Annotated in this window: 17 protein-coding genes; 7 read left to right on the top strand and 10 right to left on the bottom strand. The window is 49.7% G+C overall.

The window, feature by feature from the left end:
* Window positions 1-7 precede the first annotated feature (7 nt).
* Both fimY and fimZ read left to right on the top strand, forming a co-directional pair.
* Window positions 8-712, top strand: coding sequence for a fimbria biosynthesis regulator FimY (fimY, locus tag OGX98_RS08240; protein ID WP_045440837.1), 705 nt, complete (start codon window positions 8-10; stop codon window positions 710-712).
* Between the two features lie 592 nt (window positions 713-1304).
* A complete protein-coding gene (gene fimZ / locus OGX98_RS08235) occupies window positions 1305-1937 on the top strand; it encodes a fimbria biosynthesis transcriptional regulator FimZ (protein ID WP_286595097.1) in 633 nt (210 codons plus the stop codon).
* A gap of 93 nt (window positions 1938-2030) precedes the next feature.
* Here fimZ and sfmF read toward each other — a convergent pair whose 3' ends face one another.
* The 6 genes from sfmF to fimA form a co-directional block, all read right to left on the bottom strand.
* Window positions 2031-2567 carry a fimbria assembly protein gene (sfmF, locus tag OGX98_RS08230; RefSeq protein ID WP_413814477.1) on the bottom strand — a complete coding sequence of 179 codons (537 nt, stop codon included), beginning with the start codon at window positions 2565-2567 and terminating at the stop codon, window positions 2031-2033.
* A complete protein-coding gene (gene fimH, locus OGX98_RS08225; protein ID WP_048221911.1) occupies window positions 2560-3567 on the bottom strand; it encodes a type 1 fimbria D-mannose specific adhesin FimH in 1008 nt (335 codons plus the stop codon). The genes sfmF and fimH overlap by 8 nt, the downstream gene beginning before the upstream one ends.
* Before the next feature lie 4 nt (window positions 3568-3571).
* A complete protein-coding gene (locus OGX98_RS08220; protein WP_048221912.1) occupies window positions 3572-6193 on the bottom strand; it encodes a fimbrial biogenesis usher protein in 2622 nt (873 codons plus the stop codon).
* Between the two features lie 7 nt (window positions 6194-6200).
* Window positions 6201-6893 carry a type 1 fimbria chaperone FimC gene (gene fimC / locus OGX98_RS08215; RefSeq protein ID WP_286595096.1) on the bottom strand — a complete coding sequence of 231 codons (693 nt, stop codon included), beginning with the start codon at window positions 6891-6893 and terminating at the stop codon, window positions 6201-6203.
* A gap of 41 nt (window positions 6894-6934) precedes the next feature.
* Window positions 6935-7468, bottom strand: a complete 534-nt coding sequence (fimI, locus tag OGX98_RS08210) for a type 1 fimbrial protein subunit FimI (protein WP_286595095.1) — start codon at window positions 7466-7468, stop codon at window positions 6935-6937.
* A gap of 77 nt (window positions 7469-7545) precedes the next feature.
* Window positions 7546-8100, bottom strand: a complete 555-nt coding sequence (gene fimA, locus OGX98_RS08205) for a type 1 fimbrial major subunit FimA (protein WP_045440823.1) — start codon at window positions 8098-8100, stop codon at window positions 7546-7548.
* A gap of 574 nt (window positions 8101-8674) precedes the next feature.
* Between fimA and folD the strand changes: the two genes are divergently transcribed.
* The 3 genes from folD to OGX98_RS08190 all read left to right on the top strand — a co-directional run bounded on the left by folD (window position 8675) and on the right by OGX98_RS08190 (window position 10400).
* Entirely contained in the window at window positions 8675-9541 is an 867-nt protein-coding gene (gene folD / locus OGX98_RS08200) for a bifunctional methylenetetrahydrofolate dehydrogenase/methenyltetrahydrofolate cyclohydrolase FolD (protein WP_045440822.1), read from the top strand.
* Window position 9542: 1 nt separating this feature from the next.
* Window positions 9543-9755: a ribosome-associated protein YbcJ gene (ybcJ, locus tag OGX98_RS08195; protein WP_045440819.1), complete on the top strand. Its 213-nt coding sequence runs from the start codon at window positions 9543-9545 to the stop codon at window positions 9753-9755.
* A gap of 123 nt (window positions 9756-9878) precedes the next feature.
* Complete coding sequence (locus OGX98_RS08190) at window positions 9879-10400, top strand: metal-dependent hydrolase (protein WP_284097048.1); 522 nt, start codon at window positions 9879-9881, stop codon at window positions 10398-10400.
* A gap of 90 nt (window positions 10401-10490) precedes the next feature.
* Here OGX98_RS08190 and cysS read toward each other — a convergent pair whose 3' ends face one another.
* Window positions 10491-11876 carry a cysteine--tRNA ligase gene (cysS, locus tag OGX98_RS08185; protein ID WP_048221915.1) on the bottom strand — a complete coding sequence of 462 codons (1386 nt, stop codon included), beginning with the start codon at window positions 11874-11876 and terminating at the stop codon, window positions 10491-10493.
* A 172-nt stretch (window positions 11877-12048) separates the two neighbouring features.
* Here cysS and ppiB point away from each other — a divergent pair, with 172 nt between their 5' ends.
* Together ppiB and lpxH are read left to right on the top strand one after the other, a co-directional pair.
* Window positions 12049-12543, top strand: coding sequence for a peptidylprolyl isomerase B (gene ppiB, locus OGX98_RS08180; RefSeq protein WP_003021875.1), 495 nt, complete (start codon window positions 12049-12051; stop codon window positions 12541-12543).
* A 2-nt stretch (window positions 12544-12545) separates the two neighbouring features.
* Window positions 12546-13268 carry a UDP-2,3-diacylglucosamine diphosphatase gene (gene lpxH, locus OGX98_RS08175; RefSeq protein ID WP_284097046.1) on the top strand — a complete coding sequence of 241 codons (723 nt, stop codon included), beginning with the start codon at window positions 12546-12548 and terminating at the stop codon, window positions 13266-13268.
* A 294-nt stretch (window positions 13269-13562) separates the two neighbouring features.
* On the opposite strand, the gene OGX98_RS08170 is transcribed toward lpxH, so the two are convergent.
* The 3 genes from OGX98_RS08170 to OGX98_RS08160 all read right to left on the bottom strand — a co-directional run bounded on the left by OGX98_RS08170 (window position 13563) and on the right by OGX98_RS08160 (window position 17903).
* Window positions 13563-14912: a GntP family permease gene (locus tag OGX98_RS08170; protein WP_045440810.1), complete on the bottom strand. Its 1350-nt coding sequence runs from the start codon at window positions 14910-14912 to the stop codon at window positions 13563-13565.
* A gap of 107 nt (window positions 14913-15019) precedes the next feature.
* Window positions 15020-16987, bottom strand: coding sequence for a xylonate dehydratase YjhG (yjhG, locus tag OGX98_RS08165; RefSeq protein WP_286595094.1), 1968 nt, complete (start codon window positions 16985-16987; stop codon window positions 15020-15022).
* Between the two features lie 10 nt (window positions 16988-16997).
* Window positions 16998-17903 (bottom strand): dihydrodipicolinate synthase family protein, encoded by a 906-nt coding sequence (locus tag OGX98_RS08160; RefSeq protein WP_144243052.1) that lies wholly within the window; start codon window positions 17901-17903, stop codon window positions 16998-17000.
* Between the last annotated feature and the right edge of the window lie 4 nt (window positions 17904-17907).

Below are 17907 nucleotides of genomic sequence, written 5' to 3'. Positions count from 1 at the left end.
GGAAAGGATGCGCAGGGAACGACATCGCCGTTTACGAAAGACTGACTGTACCCATCAATATCATCACTGTACGCCACAGGTTTTTGACAGGATTGAATATCTTGCACAAAAACTCAATTACACATTACCGGGCGATACTATATCTCAGGCGATTATCACAGCCGATTACTATCTCGCCTATACGCTGAATCGTTATTTATTTTCTGGTACACGCACAGCTGTCTTTCAGACTATTGACTCAGCCCAAAACTGCCTGCTGGACCCAGGCTTTCGTCAGTTGGTCGTTGATATGGACGGCATTGTAAGTTCTTATTTCGATACCCTCGAATGCCTACGCCAACTCGCCAGACAGCGAAATGACATACAAATTTTTTTATTACTTGCCAGTGAAAACCAGAGCTTGAGGAATTTTATTGCAATGGCTGGGCCGTTTTATATCCTGTCACGTCGCCAGCATCTCCCAGACCTGCGTCACGCTTTATTATCTCCAACTTTTATTCGAGCAGAACGCATAAGTCAGGCTGACTGGGAGATGGTTTCATTACTATTACAAGGTACCTCCTTAAAGGAAATTGCTCATTTGCAGAAGCAACCGTATCACCGCATTATCTATCGACTGAATCAACTGATTACGCATCTGGGATTGCCTCATCGCCAACGTTTTTTGCATCTGATACATCGGTTGGATGTTACCTCCCCTCATTTTATTTAACATCTTAACTTGCTGTGATATAAGATTTTTTAAGAAATTACTTATTACAAACTAAGAAACAATGCGTTAATTTCACAATTTCTTAATATTTACAACTATTCCTGGTATTATGTTTACCGTGCATAATCAGCTAAGCCTTACGGATTCTGTGCTTAACTCGTCATAAATGAGCTTCATATTCTTCTTAACAAACCCTAAACAATTAGTGGGTTGTGTTGTTTTTAGTATTTAAAAAAATTTTTCAATCTGCCATAATTCAAATAGCAGGAAAATAATACCAATAGCCATTAACATACCCGAATCTTTCAGAATATCCTAACAGGCATTAATAAGTTATGTGTCGTAAGTCTTTTCCGAAAGAGCAGAGCAGGTATAATCACTACTGTCTTCTGATTATTTGCAAATTTTTCCTGGTGTGAAATGGATATTCCACAAACTCATTGTTCTGATAAAGAGCAACCGAATAAACAAGGATGAAACAATATTTATTCGGTTCTCCTCCAAGAACAATTGATGGCTATTTGACAATACTAATAACGCCTGATGTTTTATCAAAATCGCAAGATACACGAACAGTTTGAGGCATACTAAAATGAAACCAGCATCCGTTATAATTATGGACGAACACCCTATTGTCAGAATGTCTATAGAAGTACTGCTCGAAAAAAATAGTAATATCGAGGTTGTCTTGAAAACAGATGACAGCCGCGTGGCAATAGACCACTTGCGTACGTATCCTGTTGATCTGGTAATTCTGGATATTGAACTACCAGGTTCTGATGGGTTCACGTTACTCAAAAGAATAAAATCTCTGCAGGAGCAAACCCGGGTCCTTTTTCTGTCCTCAAAGTCCGAATCTTTTTATGCAGGACGCGCTATCCGCGCCGGAGCAAATGGTTTTGTCAGTAAAAGAAAGGATCTGAATGATATCTATAATGCGGTAAAAATGATTTTATCAGGATATTCATTTTTCCCCTCTGACACCCTTAACTTTATTAATAACATTAATATACGAAAAGGAGTTCTGAATGACATGCCACTTTCCAATCGTGAGGTGACGGTTTTGCGGTACCTCGCAAACGGCTTATCCAATAAAGAGATTGCTGAACAACTTTTACTCAGCAATAAAACCATTAGTGCTCACAAAGCCAATATCTACTCCAAGCTTAGCTTGCATACCATTGTTGAGCTTATCGATTATGCGAAAATGCACGAACTAATGTAATAACACTCCCGGCGAGATGTCGTTCGGGAGTGTATTATCAGTATGTGCCGTAAATAATTCGAGTTGCAGGCAGGCGGAAGGTAACAGGTTAATTTAATTATAGTTAATCATAAACGTAGCATCTGCCCTGGCGAGCCCTGGCTGTACCCCTTCCGCTAAAGCAATATAGTTTGCGAAAAAGGTCAACGTGGCATTGCCATTTTCGTCAATGCTCACAGCCTGACTGGCCTGTTCCAGAGGCAATCGCGTGCGGTCGCTGTCGCGCAGCTCGATCGCTACCTTTTGCCCCATTACCGCATCATCCAGCGCCAGCAAGCTTGTGCCCGACGCAGGGGTACCAGAAAAGGTTATTGACGCAGACCCAGGCGGACAACCTTCAAGTTTTAGCGTGAAAGAGACCGGTTGAGTGGTATCACCAGTGGTTTTCAACTGTTTTGTTGGCCATTTGCCCAATTCAACGGTTTTGTTACTGTCACTGGCAATCGCAACGCAGGTAAAATCCACCACATTGCCACGCAGCTCAATATTGATCTCACCCAATGAAGTGTCCGCCCAACACTGGGAGCTAAATGACAGAACAGACACCATCACGATAAGTGTACGAATCACTCTTTCTCGCGTCTTAGTCATAGTCCACTCGCAGATATCCACGGGCAGTGAATGGCCCTTCTGTCGGTTTATTGCCCGTCACGCTGACCGGCCACGCCCGAATCCCAACGCTCGCAGCGGCGTTATCATCAAGACGAAACGGAATAGTACTGGACAGATTATTGGGCGTCAGTGGTACGCCACTGCTGTCAGCAACGATGAAGCCTAAATCCGGGTTATCCGATACCATCATCTGGCCGGAGGCTTTCTCAGCTTCTACGCGCATGGACAAATAGGCTTGTGCTGCCACGTTGGTGCATTTAATAGCAACCGTTTTAGTCTGCGGATTTATACCTTCCGGTCGATTACCCACCCCTGCCTTGCTAAATAGCGAGGCGCCAATATCGCCAAAGTCAAACTCTACAACCTGCCCGGCATTCACTTCGCAGTTTTGCGGTACTTCTACCTTCCCGCTATAGCTGATGGTGTAAACCGGCATACTCAGGGCGTCACCGGTACTGGTCGTGACATAGACGCTGAACATAGTTTGCCGCGGGATCGGCACCATGTTAATGAATGAACGAATCACTTTTAATTTGAATACCAGTTTTGAATCCATCACACCAAACGGCTTCTGATTTGGCACGTTAGGGTGAGTCCCCATACGGATGTAATTACGCGGCGGATAAAATAATCCTGCGTAGCTGTCGGTAATACTCATTGCCCCCAGCAGGTAATCATTGAGTTTCAGATACTGGAAGCCACCTTCCGTGCTTTGGACAGGAAGTTCAGTCACATAGCTTCGATAGGTATAATCAACATGCGTTCCTGCCGGACAGGTTGCATTGACGCCAACCCAGCCGGATTTTTCCGGTAACGTCACCACCTGTCCTGGTCGATTATTACTGCTATTGAAGACATTCGACAGATCGTAAAAAACATCCGTTGGCGTGCCAGTAGAATTCTGGCAAACCGTTGCCGATGCCGAATTAGCCAATAGCAGTAAAGCGCCCCCCAGTAACAAACCCGTTTGTCGTCTCATTGTTTTAATCCTGTCGTCCCGACGCGCGTTCGCATGTCACATTAGTGAGCGTTACCGCCTGTTTCAGACTCTCTTCAGGCAAGGTATATCGCGCTGTGCAACGCGCATTTGCTCCTTCCCCCCATTGGATCAACAATTCCCCTTTCAGCGGCAGCCCGCTCAGGTAGATTTGCCCATCTTCGCCCACCATGCTGGTAACACCGCTTATGGTTTCACGTACCACCGAGCCGAATGGCACAGGTTTTCCGGCAAGCTTCGCCGTCATAAGTGCCCGCACGCCGATACGTGTATCAAACGCCGCACGAACCAGCGCCCCCTGCGTCGGCACCACGCTGCTAACGTTATTTTCTACATCGGTATTGTTGTTCATTGAATTGGTATCGAGCGCAACACGGTTGTAGCGGTAGACGGTGGCATACGGCATAACCGCATAGCCGCGCCAGTCGGTTTGAACACCTGTCTGGTTCTCTATCCGTACGCCCTGAGCGCCCGGTGCTTTAATCAGGACATTGGTATCACCCAGCGGCTGGCTAAGGGTAATGCCGTCCGCATGTCCTACAACGCCGCCGGAAAGTTGCCAGTTATAGTCATGCTGATCGCGATCGTAGTTATATCCCACGCCCAAGGTGCCATAAGCCGCCTGCCAGTTCGCGCTGGCGCTTCCGCTATAACCATTGGTGCTGCTGTGTCCCTGATTCACGCTATAGCTCAGATTACGCCCATCCAGCAACGTACCGCCGATACCGCTCTGCCAGCTATTTTGTCCGTTGCTGTTGCGGTTCGCATTAAAGGTGGCGTAGGTACGATCGAGCGCGTTATCACGCGAGTAGCGTCGTCCGGTCAGCAAGCTGAACGGCACCGACATATTGAACGCCAGAATGCGATCAGTATCGGAGATCCCTACCGATTCGTTCCACGACCAGGAGAGCGAATAGCTAATTCCCTGCCAACCGCTGGCATATCCCAGTTGATACCAGGTGTTGGTATCTGAGGTATTCCAGTATGTTTGCTGGCTACCCGAAACATACAGCGACCCGTAATCCCCCAGATTCTGCGAGATATTGATCTGGAACCGGCCCTTTTTGCTGTAGCTCAAATTGTGATAGCTCTTCACTTCCGGAACTTCGTGGCGATTACCCTCGCTGTCGTATTCGTACTCATAGCCTTCCATACTGCGATAAGCCACATCGTCGAGGGTATAGAACCCACGCGTCGAATAGCGATATCCCAGCAACTGGAAGTTGGTACCAAAATTGTTCAATGACTTCGCGTACAGAAAACGCAGAGATTGTCCCTGATGCGTGCTGTCATCCGCCAGTTGGCTACGCGCATGGGTTAAATCGACGGAGACCGCGCCCCAGTCTCCCAGATTTCTCCCCGTTCCCAACACTACCGAACTGTAGCGTGACGCCAGTTGCGTACCACCATAGGCGGTATAGCCTTCAGGCAGCCCGGCGATTAACGTCCCCTGGAAGAAGAACGGTGAATCCTGCTGGCTATTTCCACTCCGAAAATCCCCGGCGACCAGATCATACTTAATGCGCCCTTCACGCTGTAACAGCGGAACCGTGGAGTACGGCACCGTATAGCGTTGCTGACTACCATCTCTTTCATCCACCGTCACCTCAAGGTCACCGCTGGAGGACGTTGGGTTCAGATCGGTAATAGAGAAAGCTCCGGGTGACACATAACTTTGATAAATAACGTAGCCATTCTGACGAATGGTTAGCTTCGCTGCGGTACGCGCAATCCCGCGCACGGTTGGAGCATATCCCTGCAAACTGTCAGGATACATACTGTCTGACGAGTAAAGGCGCGCACCACGGAACCCGACGCTGTCAAAAACGTCATTGCCGGTGTTGCTGTCGCCCATCACCAGTTCGCCCTTTAGCGGAATAATGGAGCGCTGAAGCCATGTGCCTATATTTTTCCAGCTTTGCGAGTGGTATCCGTCGCCTTTGGAATAGCTCCACGCACCATTGTTTCTAAGCCGCCAGGGACCATAATTCAGGCCACTCAACATACTTAAAAAATAGCTGTCAGAGTCACTCCCGCGGCTACCGGTGAAACTGTAGTTAACAAGCGCGGCGGGGATCCCCTCATCCCACTCATCTGGTGGAATGTAACCGCGTGCACTGTTCAACATCGAGGCCTGCGGCAGACTGACATTTAAGCGCAGAGTAGAAAAATCAAAGGTGATTTCGCTGCCAGGGATCGCCGCAGGCAAATTAATGCATGTGTTGTTTGGGTCCTGATTGAGTTCTGGAAACGCGGCAATATTGACGCCCAGCCGCTTAATCCAGTCGAGACCAAAGCACGGCATCAGCCCCCCGGATTTATCACCCGTCTTTTCCGTACTCGGTGCAAAATGAATATCCTGAGTGGCGATAAATTCATCATTGCGCCAGATATCAACGCGATAGACGCCTTCTGGCTGATGATTGCCTTTTTCAAAACGTGACAAATCCGCTACGGATGCCGTATCTGCAGATAAAAATGCAGGATTAAAATAGCTTTCTCCGTAGCTCAACATCGGAAAGAGCGCTGCCAGCGTGGACAACGCCACACCCGCCAGCGGTGGCGTAAACCCCGGTAACAGGCCAGGTAAATACGTTGTCTTGTTCATCGCTTTCTCAACGCACGCTAACCGTTTTGGCAGTGGTCACTGCGCCGTAATCATTGACCGTCTGGAACGTCACATTTCCCTGAGCGCCAGCGGGAAAAAGGATCTGCGTATCGTTCTTAGGTGCCACCATGACGTTATCAACCTTCGTTTTTCCTACGTTAAGGTTGACCAGCGTGACGTAATACGCCGACGAATTCGTGATTTTCAGGTGGTTGCCGGAACGAGAAAACTGCAGCATGCCGGGTGCATCTTCCGATATATGCGGAAGATTATTCGGTCGGACAAAGAGTTTGATACGCGACAGGATCGCCAGTTGCAGAACGTTTTTACCCTCAAGGCTGTTTTTATTTACCGACGGAATCGCCTTCACATTCATCCAGAACAGCGACTCGCGATCTTTAGGCAGCGGTTGACCGACATAGATGATACGCAGCGTATTTTCACTTTTAGGTTCGCTGACAAACAACGGTGGCGTGACAACAAATGATTTGTCTTTAACGCCAGCGCTGTTCTCAATCCATGAATTAACCAGGTAACGCTCTTTTGTATCGCTATTACTAATAGCCAGAGAAGTTTGTTTGGCTTCGGCAGGATAAATAACACGAGTTGCGCCTAATGCAATTCCCCCGGCAGCTTGTGCACCGGCAACTGAAAATAAGGCCAGTAAAATGATAACGCCTGATTTTAGATAATTAAACATAGCTACAAATACCTTTAGTGCGATTATCGTTGGGAGTTAAATCAGGGATACACCAACGTAAACCACACATCTGAACGAAGCGTTCCCGGCGTAATATGTTCCGAGACAGCCCGATAGCGAGCGGTGAAATGAAAAGTCATCTCTTGCGTTAAAATCGGAGCGTAATGAAGCGGCAGCGCATTCGGGATAATTTGCCTTTGCCCTTCATCAAATAATGCCAGACCGATCCCCGAAGCCGCAGAAGCATCGCCACTGGCCAGGAAAACCTGCGGATCTTCTGCAGGAGTCACTCCGGCAAAGGCAATCCCAACATGGTCATAAACATCGGAACTGCACGACGTTAACCGCAGCGAAAATGGTACGCTGGTAGAGGCAAAGCTTCCCGGTTCGGCAAATGCATTCGTGCGATATTGCCCCATCTGCACCCGCAAACTCTGGCTGTCGGTGGCGACCGTACAAGCCCCGTTGACAAGCTGCCCACGCAGGTGAAGGCTACCGCTTTCCAGTATTACCGTCTGTGCAAACGCAGGCAGTACGCAGAGCCATCCAGCCAGCGCCATGCCTTTCCTTATCATCTGCCACATCCCTCTTCATCCCCGGATATTGCCTCATCCAGTGAGGCGATCATCTTCCTTGTGCAAATCAGAACGGCTTATTCGTACTTCATGATGAAGGTGGCATCAGCATTTGCCTGACCTGGCGTTGTGCTTGCTACAGTCGCTTTATAACGCGCAGAGAAACGCAGGGTGTTAGTACCTTCAACCAACGCCTGGGCAGTAGAGAAGGTCGCACCATCAGGCTTCAGTGCAGTGGACTTACTGTCAAGAATTTCGATACCTACGCCAGTCGCCGTGGTGCTGTTATCCGAGGAAGACACAGCCAACAGACTGTTGTTGGTGAGGTCCGACTGACCAGAGAATGCAACGGCAGCAGTAGCTGCAACTGTTGGGTCGCAGTCGTTCAGCACGATGGAGAACGGAATTTGTGCTGTGGTATCACCAACAGCAGCAAAGCTGGCGGTACGATACTGTCCTAAAGTAACAATCTGATCGGCTGACTGAGTACTTACCGCACAGGCTGCATTGACCAGTTCACCTTCAAAGTGAACGGTACCACCGCTAACACTTACCGGATCTGCCGCTACCGCTGACCCGGCAACTAACATCAGGCTGGCAATAACAGAAGAGGTTATTAATTTACGTTTCATGGAGTTCCCTTGAATTACACACATCCGGCTCCAGCATCCTGCGGGATCCGTTTGAATCATTATCGACATTAAATGTCAGGCAAATTATCTCTGCATCCTGTAAAGATATATATCGTAAAAGAATTAGCTAACCTTTTACTCCCACTATCCCGAGCCGTAAGTTCACTAATTTATCTTCACGAATATGACAATTCGTCACAGGGATAAATTAAACATTTCAATTAATGAAAAATACCTGCAAATCCTTTAAATGCACCTGGCTAATTCTTAATGGGATCCAGGAAAAATCTGTGTAAAAATACGTTGAATATACTCATAATGGGACGTAACAGTCTGGTTTCTTAAGCATTAACCATGAAAACATCAGGGTGATGAATTGTTTAATTAACGTTAATTTTAATTAGCACGCGCACTATTTATTTCGCTGGATCCTGTGTCTTGCGCCACCCTGCTCTCTGACAGTACTCCCGCAATCGCACGTAAAATCGCAAACGAAAACTGACAGCACGCCCCGCTTCTGACAAAATAGTCACATCCCCTTCGGTTTAACGTAACAGACGGAATCCTCTCTCTGATGGCAGCAAAGATTATTGACGGTAAAACGATTGCGCAGCAGGTGCGCTCTGAGGTTGCTCAAAAAGTTCAGGCACGCTTAGCGGCTGGATTACGCGCCCCAGGATTAGCTGTTGTGCTGGTAGGTAGCAACCCGGCTTCGCAAATTTATGTAGCAAGTAAACGCAAAGCCTGCGACGAAGTGGGGTTTGTCTCCCGCTCCTATGACCTACCTGAAACCACCAGCGAGGCGGAGCTTCTTGAGCTGATCGATACGCTCAATGCGGATACCACCATCGATGGTATCCTGGTACAGCTGCCGTTACCGGCGGGTATCGACAACGTTAAAGTGCTGGAACGCATTGCGCCGGATAAAGACGTCGACGGGTTCCACCCGTATAACGTCGGACGCCTGTGCCAGCGCGCGCCGCGCCTGCGCCCGTGTACCCCGCGCGGAATAGTGACCTTGCTTGAGCGTTACAACATCGACACCTATGGCCTGAATGCCGTGGTTATTGGGGCATCGAATATTGTTGGTCGCCCGATGAGCATGGAACTGCTGCTGGCGGGTTGTACTACCACGGTCACCCATCGGTTCACCAAAGATCTGCGTCGTCACGTTGAACATGCTGACCTGCTGATTGTAGCCGTCGGCAAACCTGGCTTTATTCCCGGTGAGTGGATCAAAGAAGGTGCAATTGTGATTGATGTCGGCATCAACCGTCTGGAGAATGGCAAGGTTGTTGGCGATGTGGTGTTCGACGATGCGGCTGCGCGGGCATCGTACATCACACCAGTACCCGGCGGCGTAGGCCCAATGACTGTCGCAACACTTATCGAAAACACGCTGCAAGCGTGCGTTGAATATCACGATGTAAAGGAAGTTTAAGATGGCCACATTTTCACTGGGTAAGCACCCACACGTTGAACTCTGCGATTTGCTGAAGCTGGAAGGCTGGAGCGAAAGCGGTGCCCAGGCAAAAATTGCCATTAGCGAAGGGTTAGTGAAGGTCGATGGTGCAGTGGAAACGCGTAAACGCTGCAAAATCGTTGCCGGACAGACCGTCAGTTTTGAAGGTCACAGCATTAACGTCGTCGCGTGATCCCGAGTGCCGGATGCGGTTTACACCTTATCCGGCCAGTTTACTCCATTGTCAGGTAACTGACTTCATCATCTCTTCACAGTAAACTTCTAACATGTTGTTTTCTCATTCGAAGTGAACCTCATGCCAACCATTATTACCCACGCTGCCGTTCCGATTTGTTTAGGTTTAGGCCTGGGACTCAACGTTATTCCACCACGTTTACTGTTCACCGGGATCGTACTGGCGATGCTACCGGATGCGGACGTCCTGTCATTTAAGTTCGGCGTCGCCTATGGAAACGTGTTTGGCCATCGCGGATTTACCCACTCGTTGTTGTTTGCCTTTGTCGTACCGCTGCTCTGCGTGATGATTGGCCGACGATGGTTTAAAACCGGCTTGATTCGCTGCTGGCTATTCCTGACAGTTTCACTGCTGTCGCATAGCCTGCTGGATTCAGTCACTACCGGTGGCAAAGGTGTAGGCTGGCTTTGGCCATGGTCAGATGAACGCTTCTTTGCGCCGTGGCAGGTGATTAAGGTCGCGCCGTTTGCGTTGTCACGCTATGCCACACCGTACGGACATCAGGTCATTATCTCGGAACTAATATGGGTATGGCTGCCGGGATTGATCGTGATGAGTTTATTGTGGTGGCGCAGACGTTAAAAAGCCGGGTGGTGACTAACACCTTACCCGGCCTGAGAGCGGCTCATATTTTCCAGGCCGGATAAGCGTCATCGCCATCCGGCAATACGATTATTTACGACGCCAGGTGGTTCCCTGCGGACCATCTTCCAGCACAATACCCATCTCGTTCAGACGGTCACGCGCAGCATCAGCTGCCGCCCAGTCCTTCGCTTTACGGGCATCTAAACGCTGTTGGATCAACGCTTCGATTTCAGCAACTTCACCGTCATCCGCCTGTGCGCCACTTTGCAGGAACACTTCCGGCTCCTGCTCCAGCAGTCCCAGAACACCGGACAGTTTACGCAGATGCGAAGCCATCGCGTTAGCTGCAGCCATATCTTCGCCTTTCAGACGGTTAACCTCACGCGCCATATCAAACAGCACAGAGTAGGCTTCCGGAGTATTGAAGTCATCGTTCATGGCTTCAATGAAACGCGCTTCAAAGGCTTCACCACCGGCTGGCGCAACGGATTTATCAGTACCACGCAGCGCAGTATACAGACGCTCCAGCGCTGAGCGAGCCTGTTTCAGGTTCTCTTCGCTGTAGTTCAACTGGCTACGATAGTGACCGGACATCAGGAAGTAGCGAATGGTTTCGGCATCGTAGTATTTCAGAACATCACGTACGGTAAAGAAGTTGCCCAGCGATTTGGACATTTTCTCGCGGTCAACCATCACCATGCCAGAGTGCATCCAGTAGTTGACGTATTCACCGTCATGCGCGCAGGTGGACTGAGCGATTTCATTTTCATGGTGTGGGAACATCAGATCTGAACCACCGCCGTGAATATCGAAATGGTTACCCAGCTGTTTGCAGTTCATTGCCGAGCACTCAATGTGCCAGCCAGGGCGGCCCGCGCCCCACGGCGACGGCCAGCTCGGCTCACCCTCTTTGGACATCTTCCACAGAACGAAGTCCATTGGGTTACGCTTCACATCGACCACATCAACGCGAGCACCCGCCTGCAGTTGATCCAGATCCTGGCGCGACAACTGGCCGTAATGCGGATCGGTGGGTACGTCGAACATCACGTCACCATTATCCGCCACGTAGGCGTGACCTTTAGCAATCAGTTGCTCGGTGATTTCAATAATTTCAGCGATATGATGTGTCGCTCGCGGTTCGAGATCCGGACGCAGAATATTCAGCGCGTCGAAATCCTTATGCATTTCCGCGATCATTCTATCGACCAGCGCCACAAAGCTTTCGCCATTTTCATTAGCGCGCTTAATGATTTTATCATCGATATCAGTAATGTTACGCACGTACTTCAGCTTGTAGCCGAGAAAGCGCAGATAGCGCGCCACGACGTCGAAAGAAACAAAGGTACGCCCGTGACCAATATGACAGAGATCGTAAACGGTAATACCACACACGTACATGCCGACTTCCCCGGCATGAATAGGTTTGAATTCCTCTTTTTGGCGCGTCAGTGTATTAAAGATTTTTAACATCGAAGATTCCGTGTAGACGTGTGTGGATAACAAAGCCCTATAATACCTATAAATTGGCCTCGAAGCAGCACACTTTGCAAGGTGATCGAACCTTGCGGTTATGCTATAACAAGCCCCTATATGTGACCCTGACCAGGGTCGAAGCACTACTCTATCGGAACAGGATGCAAAAATGGTTACTTTCCACACTAATCACGGCGATATCGTAATCAAAACTTTTGATGATAAAGCGCCTGAAACAGTTAAAAACTTCCTGGACTACTGCCGCGAAGGTTTCTACAACAACACCATTTTCCACCGTGTGATTAACGGTTTCATGATCCAGGGTGGCGGATTTGAGCCAGGCATGAAACAAAAAGCCACTAAAGAAGCGATCAAAAACGAAGCCAACAACGGTCTGAAAAACACTCGTGGTACGCTGGCAATGGCCCGTACTCAGGCTCCGCACTCCGCGACTGCCCAGTTCTTCATCAACGTTGCAGACAACGACTTCCTGAACTTCTCCGGTGAAAGCATGCAGGGTTGGGGTTACTGTGTGTTTGCTGAAGTTGTCGAAGGTATGGACGTGGTTGATAAAATCAAAGGCGTTTCCACTGGTCGCAGCGGTATGCACCAGGACGTACCAAAAGAAGACGTTATCATCGAAAACGTGACCGTCAGCGAGTAATCGTGGCGACACTGTTTATTGCAGATCTTCACCTCTGCACGGAAGAACCGGCGATCACCGCCGGTTTTCTGCGTTTTTTATCCGGTGAAGCACGCCAGGCTGATGCGCTGTACATTCTTGGCGATCTCTTCGAAGCCTGGATAGGCGACGACGACCCCAATCCCCTGCATCAGCAAATCGCCGCCGCGATAAAAGCGCTGGCTGATTCAGGCATCCCCTGCTTTTTTATTCACGGCAACCGAGATTTTCTGCTCGGCAAACGTTTTGCCCGTGAAAGCGGCATGACCCTATTGCCGCAGGAAAAAGTGCTCGATCTGTATGGCCGAAAAGTATTAATCATGCACGGAGACACCCTGTGCACCGATGATACGGGCTATCAGGCTTTTCGCGCCAAAGTTCACCAACCCTGGTTACAAACTCTGTTTCTTGCCATGCCTTTATTTATTCGCCAGCGTATTGCCGCGAAAATGCGCGCCAACAGCAAAGCCGCTAACAGCAGCAAATCACTGGAGATCATGGATGTGAATCCACAGGCCGTCGTTGCCGAGATGGAAAAACATCAGGTTCAGTGGCTAATTCATGGTCATACTCATCGCCCGGCAGTTCATAAACTGACCGCCAATAAACAACCCGCTTTCCGCGTGGTTCTCGGGGCATGGCACACTGAAGGCTCGATGGTCAAAGTCACCCGAGACAATGTCGAACTGATCGCTTTCCCGTTTTAAATTATCGCGACCATTTGCTGTAACGTTTACTACACAACGTGATAATGCAAAGCAGAAGCGTCCTTCCACAATAATAAAAATGCCCTGTCGTGTTTAAGATAGTGCGTATGGCTGCTTCAGCATCAATATCCAGGCCCCCTCTTTTCCCAACGAAACGACAAAGACACCGACCGTTAAATCTGTGAGTTGGCATATAAGATAAGGCGACAACCAGAAGGTCTGAGTTTTGTCTTGTTGTTGTGAGATACAGGGGAGCCAGTAAACCGGCAAAGCGGTTCACTGGCGAACACACTATTATAAAATAATGCTGGCAACCAGAATAAACAGCAACCCGCATATGGATAATAGGGTTGACATCAGCGTCCATGACAACAGCGTCTCTTTGGTGGTCAGACCGAAGAAGTCTTTGATCATCCAGAAGCTGGCGTCGTTTACGTGGGAGCAAATACAGGATCCCGCACCGGTAGCCAGTGTAATCAAGGCCAGGTTGGTATTAGGATGTACCGCCAGCAGCGGAATGACCAGCCCGGCGGTAGAGATCGCCGCGACGGTGGCAGAACCCAGACAAATACGTAAGAATGCGGCTACGCCCCATGCCATCAGGATCGGGTTGATATCCATGCCCGACACCAGGGTGGAAATATACTGACCGACGCCAGAGTCGATGAGAACCTGCTTGAATGCACCACCACCACCGATAATCAGCAGCAGACCAGCAATACCCGCAATCGCTTTCCCGCAGGAATCCATCAGGTCAGGGATTGTTTTCCCACGGCCCAGTCCCATGGTATAGATCGCAAACAGCAGTGAAATCAGCATGGCGATCGTCGAGTTACCTAAGAACAGCATCACGTTGTAGAACAAGCCTGAGTCCGCGGCGCTTTTGGCATGGGCCATCTGGATGATAGTGACTACCGCCATCAGGATCACTGGCAGCATTGCCGTGAGAAAACTGATCCCAAAGCCAGGCATTTCGCTTTCGCTGAATCGGCGGGTTGCACCCAGGGAGGCAATATTACCCTCTTTTTTAAAGGCGTCCGGAATAATGCGCTGGCAGAATTTATTCAGCACCGGGCCGCAAAGAATAAAGGTTGGAATGCCGACAATAATACCGTATATCAATACCAATCCTACATCCGCACCATATTCACGGGCGATCACCGTCGGGCCGGGGTGAGGTGGTAAAAAACCGTGCGCGACCAGCAAACCGGAGAGCATCGGCACACACATAAACATCGGCGATATTTTGGCTTCACGGGCAATAGCGAATAAAATAGGTACCAGAAGGATTAAACCGACTTCAAAAAAAAGTGCAATACCGACAATAAATGCTGAACAGACTACCGCCCAGTCAAGTTTATTTTTCCCGAAATAATTCAGCATGGTCAGAGCTATTCGCTGCGCACCACCCGCGTCAGCCAGTAATCGACCGAGCATAACGCCGAATCCGAATATCAAGCCAATATGTCCCAGCGTACCGCCAAGACCAGACTCAACCGAGGTTACGACTTTATTCAGTTCCATTCCACTGGCGATGGCGACAGCAATCGAGACAATAATTAAAGATACAAACGTATTAAGCTTAATTTTTATAGTCAAAAGCAGGAGTAAGGCAATCCCTGCCACAACGATAATTAGCGGCATAATGTCCTCTCATTGTAGGGTAACGACCCCTAATAATCTGGCTACGCAAATGATTTATAACGCGTAGTCAAATTATTAGGGTGTCTGGATTTTTTTATTTTTTACTATCAGTTCTTATTAATATAATCTCGCAGCGCAGCACCGATTTTATTCACATCATAAATACAACCCATCCATGTGCCGCCGCTAACTGCCTGGAGCATTGCCCAAAGCCGAGTATCATCGGGCAGTTCAGGATCAGGAAGTAAATCCTGATGACTGAGTCTGGCGTTTAATATTGCTGTTGCCTCCTCCCTTGAGGGTAATTTTTCATCGTTACGGGTTCCGAGGAAATTGACTTCGCCCTGAAGCTCGCGGCAATCAATTTTAATTTCGATAATATCTCCAGTGCGTAATTTACCGACTGGTCCTCCGGCCAGCGCTTCTGGCCCCACATGACCTATACACGCGCCAGTGGAAACGCCCGAGAAACGCGCATCGGTAATCAGTGAAACATGCTTACCGTATGACAGGTGTTTCAGCGCGCTGGTAACCTGGTAGGTTTCCTCCATCCCGGTACCGGAAGGACCAACACCGATAATGACCAGAATATCGCCCGCTTTAATTTTGTCGTGCTTGATATCGTAAATTGCACTTTTCTCGGACAGATAGACCTTCGCCACACCTTTATGGTAATAGACTCCCTGATCATCAATCACCGATGGATCGATGGCTGTGGATTTGATCACTGACCCTTCCGGAGCAATATTACCCACTGGGAAGGTAATTGTTGAGGTTAAGCCACGTGCCTTCGCTTGCTGCGGCGACATGATCACCTCGTCAGCGTCGATCTGTTCTTGTTCGCACAGTAGTTGTTTGAATCGCTGTCGGCGTTCTGAGTGCTCCCACCAGTCCAGGTTCTCCTTCAGTGTACTGCCGGTTACAGTCATAACGTCTTCATGTAGCAATCCAAGATTGCGCAAATGCAGCATCACTTCCGGCACACCGCCCGCCATGAAAGCATTAACAGTTGGGTGGTAAATAGGGCCATTGGGCAGCACACTCACCAGTCGGGGCACCCGCTTATTGATGCGGATCCAGTCGTCAACGGTTGGGATATGGCAGCCTGCCTGATGGGCAATCGCCGGGATGTGGAGCAGCAGGTTTGTCGAGCCGCCAAACGCCGCATGGACAGTCATCGCATTCTCAATCGCTTTATCGGTGAGTATCTCCCGGGTGGTAATGCCTTGCTGGCACAGGTTCAACGCCGCCCTTGCGGAAGCTCTGGCGATCTCCTGCCACACCGGCTCACCAGAAGGGGCCAATGCTGAGTGCGGAATCGCCAGCCCCAATCCTTCGGCCACAACCTGCGATGTCCCGGCAGTACCCAGAAATTGACAGCCACCTCCGGATGAGGCACAGGCCTTGCAGCCGGCACGGCGTGCGTCCTGTAGTGATAACTCACCATTAGCAAAGCGTGCGCCTATGGTCTGCACCTTACCGTTATCTTCCCCATCTCTTGCAGGTAGCGTCGCACCACCAGGCACCAATACCGTCGCTTTATCATGCTGCGCGGCGAGTGCCATCATGGTAGCCGGAAGCCCCTTGTCACAGCTAGCCACGCCAATGACTGCTTTCACATCGGGCAGAGAGCGGATAAGACGGCGCATCACCATTGAGGCATCGTTACGGTACGGTAGCGAATCAAACATCCCGGTCGTGCCCTGCGTGCGTCCATCACAAGGATCGGAGACATACACAGCATAGGGCAAGGCACTGTTCGCTTTAATAACCTCAGCCGCCGCTTTCATCTGGATATCCAGCTCGTAGTGCCCCTGGTGCAGCGCCAGTGCAACAGGCTTACCGTCTGCGCCGCGTAAGCCACCGAGCGTACTGAGCAGTAAAATACCATCCCGATCCAGCTCATCCGGAGACCAGCCCATTCCGGCATTCATGGTCATACCAAACAGATCCCCACTCGGGCGGTTGATTAACATCTCCGCCGTCAGCGGCAGTTCACCATCAGGGCCATTGGCGTGCGTTCTGACGGTGTAGATATCGTGACTCTCGTCAGCAAAAATATTGCGTACAGACATGAGATTCTCCTCAGACCGGTAAAATACCCTGCGCAACCAACAGTGCATGGACTTTTTCTTTGGCTTCTTCTGACACCTCAAGAATTGGCGGCAAGCAATAAGTCTCTACTGGTAACCCTACGCATTGCATACCGTATTTGATTAGCGAGACAAACGGCGTTTCCAGAGCGTAAATAGATGGCAGTTGCAGTAGCTTTTTGTTCAGGTTGGCGGCGGTTGCCAGATCACCTTCGCGCCAGGCACGGTAGATACCAACGGAGAGTTCCGGTGCAAAGTTAGCACTGGCTGAAATCGCGCCGTCCCCCCCTAACAGCAAGGTGTTCAGTAAATGGTCGTCATAGCCGCAAAATACAGAAAACGACGGGCGCACTGACTTAACTGCGTTAATCATCGTGCGCAAGTGACCGACACTGTCGATGGTGTCTTTGATGCCAACGATATTCTCATTTTGCAAGGCCAAACGTTTCACTGTCTCCGGGGTTAAGTCCTGGCCCGTCAAATCCGGAAAGTTGTACAGGATTACCGGCAAAGTGACGCTACGAGCGATCTGCTGGTAATAGTCGTCAAGATTTCGTGACGCGACCTTCCAGTAGTAAGGGTTGATGGCGACGACACCGTCAGCACCGCAGGATTCGGCATGCCGCGCCAATTTGACCGCTTCATCAGTGGAAGGCGAACCGACGCCAATCAATACAGGAACCCTCCCACCAACAACGGATATGGCTTCTTCGGTGAGCGCCATGCGCTGGGCGGTATTCATCTGGCTAAATTCACCACCGGTGCCAAGGTAAAACAGCCCGTCGACTCCTTTATTAATCAGGAAGTCGGCAACCTGGCGCATTGCCGTTTTATCAATGGTTCCGTCACGATGAAACGTACTGGATACCGGTGGAATAATGCCGCTGAATTTTTTCATTACT

It is taken from the genome of Citrobacter sp. Cm046 (assembly GCF_030333065.1).
GTDB classification, from domain to species: domain Bacteria; phylum Pseudomonadota; class Gammaproteobacteria; order Enterobacterales; family Enterobacteriaceae; genus Citrobacter; species Citrobacter murliniae.
Note: the sequence above shows the minus strand (reverse complement) of the source record. Positions and strands in the feature narration are given on the sequence as shown.